The organism is Chloroflexota bacterium, from assembly GCA_018825785.1.
GTDB lineage: Bacteria > Chloroflexota > Dehalococcoidia > JACVQG01 > JAHKAY01 > JAHKAY01.
This window is the reverse complement of sequence record JAHKAY010000030.1, coordinates 1-2,720: the sequence shown is the minus strand read 5'-3', so window position 1 is coordinate 2,720 and position 2,720 is coordinate 1. Positions and strand designations below refer to the sequence as shown.

Sequence of the window (2,720 nt, the reverse complement as noted above, 5' to 3'; positions counted from 1 at the left end):
AGGCGCAGGCGTGGGGGTGGGGGTCGGTGTCTCAGTGGGGACAGGCGTAGGCGTGAGCGCGGGAGTAGGGGTAGGAGCAGGTGGCACATAAGGCGGCCCATAAGGTGGTACGTAGGGTGCTGCTGTCACAGAGAAAGTGACCCAGGTGGAGGGAAAGACAGTGGCAGTCCCTGTGTCTACCTCCGCCCGGGCATAGTAGCTCCCCGCGGAAAGACTGCTACTGTTAACATAAGCCACATAGCTTATAGTCAAGACACTGGCAGAGCCGTAGCCGTAGCCATAGCCATAACCTGTTGTGGGGCCCAGAGTGTACCCCGTAGTCGCCTGATAGCCATACAGGATGTCATACCCGTAGAGAGGAGACAAGCTGGCAGGGGAAAGGAGGGAGGCACCGGTGAAGACCCCGGACGGTGAAGAGGAAACCAGGGCCCCTGTGGGGCCGATAACACCGGTGGCTACATCAGGGCCGGTGGGGGAGGTCCGGATGCGGATAGTTGTGTTGGTGACCGGTATGCGCTCTGAGGGACCGATGGTAACGGTGAAATAGAGATAGAGGGAATTGGGCTGGGTTACAGTTCCGGGGGTAGGCGTAAGGCTGACACCAACGGCCAGAGATGGATTGCTTGGTATGAGAAGAAGACCGACCAGTATACTGCCGGCCAGCACCAGAGGAAGAAGAAGTCGGCTCTTTATGGCTGCTCTCAGTTTTGGCATTCGGCTGTTTCTCCCTTACCCATCCTGCTTTCCTCCTCCAAGAACAGCCATACTCTGGTGGTTTTCTTGCCCCCATTCAAGAGATAAAGAGGGCCTTTAAGACCTTCTTTTAAGGCCATCTTCATCCTCCCCCAGCCAGGCCTTCATCCTCCCCCAGGGGGGCATTCCCCCTTCCCCCCCCAGCCAGGCCTTCATCCTCCCCCAGGGGGCATTCCCCCTTCCCCCCCCCGGCAGAGGCCCTCCGCCCCCCATCCCCTCCAGGTATTCCCGGGAGACGAGTTGTACCCCACCACCCCGTAACCACCCGGGCCGTGGCAGGCGGAGAAGATGCGGAGCCTTGACAAGGGGAGAGAGGGGTAGGAGAATATACCTCGGCATGCGAGGCATTACGGCAGCGGACAAGCTCTTTGCCAGCCTATTGGCGATGGTCTTCCAGGTGGGGACGCGGCTCTTCTACAGCATTGAGGTCCGGGGGAAGAGGAACTTTACCCGCTCCCCCTCCACCATCATCGTTATCAACCACCGGCGGGACCCGGACATCCCAATCCTGGGTCCCCTGGTCCATTTCCGCCGGGGCTTCTGGCCCGGGAAAAGGCCCTGGTTCTTCACCAGGGAGGACTTCTTCTACCCAGGCGGCCTGGCCGTCTACTTCAAGCTCCGGGGCCTTCTGGGCAGGCTGGCCTTCGCCCTGAACATAGGCCCCGCCCTGATGGCCCTGAGGGCCCATCCCATGCACCAGCTGGCTGATACCAAGGTCAACCAGATGCTATGGGAACTCCAGCACGCCTGGGGCAATCCGAGACTGGAGCAGCTGGTCAGGCCCGAGGCCCTGGAAATGCTGGCCTCGTGGCTGGGCCAGCCAAAGAAGACCCTCGGCTCCCGTTCCATCCGCGACCTCTTCTCCTGGCGCTACCGGAGGCTACTGCAGAAAAAGTGGGACTGTGGCCTGATACGGGAAGACATGTGCCGATGCGTAGCCGAGGTCCAGAGGGCCCTGGCCCGTAAACAGATAGAGACCTTTGCCTCCCTCCTGAGGCAGGGGGAGACCCTGTTCCTGGCCCCGGAGGGCAATACATCCCTGGACGGCTCCATGCTGCCATTCAAGAGCATCCTCTACCGGGTTGTCCGGCAGTCGGGGACCGCCGTCAGGTTCCTACCCATCCACATTGTTTACGATTTCATGACAACGGGCAGGACGAAGGTCTTCGTCACCTTCGGCCCGGAGGTCCCCGCCGATAACCTGCCCCGGAAGAAAATGATTGATAATGTGCGGCAGTCCCTGGCCCGGGCCGGGGTTATCACTATGAGCCATTTGGGAAGCCTGTTTATTATGGAAGCAGTCCAGCGGGGCCAGGAGACCATCACCCGGGAGGGCCTGCGGGAATGGCTCCAGAGGAGAGCCAGGGAGCTATCCCAGAACGGGGCAAACCTGGACCCCAGGCTTCTCGCCCTTCCCCCCCTGGAAAAACGCCTGGACGCCTTCCTGGGCTTCTGCACGATAAAGGGACATCTCTCTCCCCTAGGCCCAAAAAGCTACAGGATAAACCGCCTGGCTATCCTGGACCCGGGGCGAAAAGCCTTCCCGGAGAACCCTGTCAATTACTGCTACAAGGAGTTCCAGAGCCTCCGGCCTTACCTCTCCCCCGCCTGAGACAAAGTGTGTAGACCGTCAGCTAAAATGGGACACTTTTAAGGCCACTAAAACCGTACACTTTGGGTGGTGGCGCAAGCTCCTGATGGGGTAGTAGACTAGAACCTCAACATTGAAAGGAGCTAATGTGTCCCAGGAAAACAAAGACAAAGCTAACGCTGCCGAAGCCAGAACCCAGGAAACCCGGGGCTTCATGCAGCAGGTCAGAGTGGCAGTCGCCGCCATGCTGATAAGAATGGCTGGGCAAGACGCGTATGGCAGCAAAACGACTCGTCATGGGTCCCTTGGACCCCTCGCGCCAAGTGATGTGCTGCCAGCCCTCCTGAGACAATCCCTGACTCACCTCAGCCACGCT

The 2,720-nt window shown here is 59.9% G+C and carries 3 protein-coding genes; 1 reads left to right on the top strand and 2 read right to left on the bottom strand.

Annotated features, from left to right (window positions below; translation table 11 throughout):
• Nucleotides 1-714, bottom strand: a 714-nt coding sequence (locus KJ624_04865; GenBank protein MBU2009159.1) for a hypothetical protein, incomplete at its 3' end; no start/stop codon positions are given.
• A 96-nt stretch (nucleotides 715-810) separates the two neighbouring features.
• Nucleotides 811-1,092, bottom strand: a complete 282-nt coding sequence (locus KJ624_04860) for a hypothetical protein (GenBank protein ID MBU2009158.1) — start codon at nucleotides 1,090-1,092, stop codon at nucleotides 811-813.
• Between KJ624_04860 and KJ624_04855 the strand changes: the two genes are divergently transcribed.
• Nucleotides 1,091-2,365, top strand: a complete 1,275-nt coding sequence (locus KJ624_04855; GenBank protein ID MBU2009157.1) for a hypothetical protein — start codon at nucleotides 1,091-1,093, stop codon at nucleotides 2,363-2,365. The genes KJ624_04860 and KJ624_04855 overlap by 2 nt on opposite strands.
• Nucleotides 2,366-2,720 lie beyond the last annotated feature (355 nt).

Bases quoted from the DNA above. Each gene is read 5' to 3' on its own strand.
- KJ624_04855 (MBU2009157.1), top strand. From the start codon at position 1,091: ATGCGAGGCATTACGGCAGCGGACAAGCTCTTTGCCAGCCTATTGGCG.
- KJ624_04860 (MBU2009158.1), bottom strand. From the start codon at position 1,092: ATGCCGAGGTATATTCTCCTACCCCTCTCTCCCCTTGTCAAGGCTCCG.